Origin of the sequence: Paenarthrobacter sp. NPDC057355, from assembly GCF_042667405.1 — a bacterium.
Taxonomy (GTDB): domain Bacteria; phylum Actinomycetota; class Actinomycetes; order Actinomycetales; family Micrococcaceae; genus Arthrobacter.
On record NZ_JBHVAL010000044.1, the window covers coordinates 1 to 2868 of the forward strand.

At 62.1% G+C, this 2868-nt stretch carries 3 protein-coding genes; 1 reads left to right on the plus strand and 2 read right to left on the minus strand.

From position 1 onward, the window contains the following. On the minus strand, positions 1-497 hold a 497-nt coding region (locus ACFUOZ_RS21275), incomplete at its 3' end, for a family 43 glycosylhydrolase (protein WP_377552004.1). Between the two features lie 110 nt (positions 498-607). Between ACFUOZ_RS21275 and ACFUOZ_RS21280 the strand changes: the two genes are divergently transcribed. Then, the gene (locus ACFUOZ_RS21280) at positions 608-1909 is read left to right on the plus strand and encodes an ABC transporter substrate-binding protein (protein WP_377552006.1); all 1302 of its coding nucleotides are present in this window, start codon (positions 608-610) and stop codon (positions 1907-1909) included. An 81-nt stretch (positions 1910-1990) separates the two neighbouring features. On the opposite strand, the gene ACFUOZ_RS21285 is transcribed toward ACFUOZ_RS21280, so the two are convergent. Further along, complete coding sequence (locus ACFUOZ_RS21285; RefSeq protein ID WP_377552009.1) at positions 1991-2767, minus strand: alpha/beta hydrolase; 777 nt, start codon at positions 2765-2767, stop codon at positions 1991-1993. Between the last annotated feature and the right edge of the window lie 101 nt (positions 2768-2868).

Consider the following 2868-nt stretch of genomic DNA (forward strand, 5'->3'; position numbering starts at 1 on the left):
CGCCGGAGGTCGTGGCTGAGTCGCTGGGCGACCACCGAGCCGTCGTCGATCTGCTTCCACTCGTGGCAGAATACCAGCCACGGCGACCCGTCCTGGTCCACGTGCAGCGTTCCGTCGAGACATTCCCAGCCAGCCGGGGTGACGGGTCCGTTGCTCCAGGGCTCATAGGGGCCGGCAGGTTCCAATGCGGAGAGTATCTGGGTTCCACGGGAGTGGCCGGGGGCGGTGAATGTCGCGAACATATAGTAGCGGCCCTCGTATTCGTGGACTTCGGGTGCCCAGTATTGCTCCTTGCTCCAGAATCCGGGAGCGGGACGGAATGCCGGGAAAGGCCCCTCCCATGCCAAAAGGTCATTGCTCCTGTAGCAGTCCAAGCCCGTGGCCGGACCGGACCAAATGTTCTTGTCAGTGCTGCCAAAGAGCAAGTACTCCTGCGATTCAGGCAGCGTTAGGACGTACGGATCGCGGATGTGGATCTGTTCCAAGCGTCGCGACACGGCCGACTCCTCACGGGAATGAATAGTTCATGGTCAAAACTATTGACGAATATACACCCCCTTGATACGTTTCAGGAACCGTTTTCTCGAGGCTGAAAGAAGCTTACCCAATGACGCGTAAATCTCTCCGAAAAATTCGCAAATCCCTGGCGTTCCTTACCGCAGTCGGCATGCTGGGGCTCAGCGCCGCATGTTCCAGCCCCTCCACGAACCAACCCGAAGACGGACCCGTGGAGATCCGTTTCTCGTGGTGGGGCAACGCCTCCCGCGCCGAGCTGACCAACAAAGCCATCAAGGAGTTCGAGGCTGCCAATCCCAACATCAAGGTCAAGCCCGAATATGGCGACATCGGTGGCTACTTCGACAAGTTGGCCACCCAGGTGGCAGCCAACGATGCCCCGGATGTCATCACCATGGGCGGGGCCTATCCTGCCGAGTACGCCAACCGGGGAGCACTCCTGGACCTGTCCAAAGTTCAAGGCTCACTGGATCTATCCAAGCTGGATCAGGGCGCCGTGGAAAACGGCCAGGTGAAGGGAAAACAATACGGAGTCTCAACAGGAGCCAACGCGCTGGCGATCGTGGTGAACCCCGCTGTCTTCCAGGCGGCAGGAGTTGCTCTTCCGGATGACAGCAAATGGTCCTGGGATGATTTCGCCAACATCGCCAAGGACATCACGGAGAAGAGCCCCAAGGGGACTTACGGCACGGCAACGGTTCTTACGCACGACTCCCTGGATGCCTTCGCCCGTCAACGCGGGAAGTCCCTGTACACCCAGGACGGCCAATTGGGCCTGGACAAGGACACCGTTCAGGACTACTTCGACTTCTCGCTCAAGCTCAGTGAATCGGGTGCGGCTCCCAGTGCCTCCGAGACCGTCGAGAAGCTCAACGCCAGCACCGAGCAGACGCTCATGGGCATGGGCCAGGCCGGGATGATGCTCACGTGGAGCAACTCCCTCACTGCGCTCAGCAAGGCATCGGGGGCGGAGCTGAAGTTGCTCAAGCTCCCCGGCGAGACACCCACCCCGGGCATCTGGCTCCAGTCCTCGCAGTTCTACACCATTTCCGCACGCAGCAAGCACACGGACGCCGCGGCCAAACTGGTGAGCTTCCTGGTCAACAACGAGGCCGCAGCCAAGATCATCCAGAGCGACCGTGGCGTGCCCAGCAGCGCCGGCATGCGCACGGCTGTGCAGGACCTCCTGACACCCCAGGGCAAGGTCGAGGCCGCCTACATTGACCAGATCGGCAAGATGGACTTCGCCCCGACCTACATCGGACCTACCGGCTCCACGGCCGTTTCCGAAATCACGGCCCGCATCAACACCGATGTCCTGTTCAAGCGGCTGACCCCGGAGAAGGCAGCCGAGCAGTGGCTTAGCGAAAGCAAGGCCGCCATCGGCAAGTAGCTACCCAACTAAGTGACAGCAAATGCTCTACTGAGGCGTCAGTGGAGCGTTTGCTGTTACTTACTTGGGTGGGCAGGGCCTTCAGCCGGCGTCGCGGATCTCCAGGTACGGGTCCGCCCATGCACCGATGATGCGGGCTACCCGGGCGGCCTGTCCCTTCCCCGTGAGGAGATGCTCGCTGCCTTCAAGCGAGATGAAGCTTCGGGGATGCCGGGCAGTGCGGAAGATTTCACTGGCGTTGTCGATGCCCACGGTGTTGTCGGTGGGGGAGTGCATCACCATCAGCGGCTTGTGGAGCGTCCGGATGCAATCGCGCAGGTCAGCGCGCTCCACATCCTCCACGAAGTGCCGGCGGATCTCCATGGGACGTCCGCCGAGGTCCACCACTGCGCTTCCGTCACGGAGGATCGACTCGATTTCGGCGTCGAACATGTGCTCCACGTGCTTGGGCTCATACGGCGCTCCAACGGTCACCACGGCGTTCAGGCCGGGGATGTCACGGGCAGCGGCCAGGACAGCCGCGCCGCCGAATGAGTGGCCCACCAGCAAAGAGATCTCCCGGCCGGTGAGCCGCATGAAGTCTGCCGCCAGGATCGTGTCGGCCACCTTGACGCTGAAGGACCCGGCCGACCATTCGCCTTCGGACCCGCCCAGGCCCAGGTTGTCGAACCGGAGCATGCCGACACCCTGCTCAGCCAGGCCTTTGCAGATCCGGGAAGCGGCGGGGCTGTCCTTGCCCAGCGTCAGTCCGTGCGAGTAAACGCCCCAACCCCGCACAGGACCTTCGGGTACGTCCACAATTCCGGCCAGCGTATCGCCGGTGCTTCCCGTGAAGCTGATCTTCTCAGAGCGTGACACGCTGGTCTCCTTGCGTTGGGATGTGGGTTGCGGCAGTTGATTAACGACGACGGCGCCGCTCACCTGCGCAGGTGTGCGGGCCCGGAGAGGGGCAGTGAATT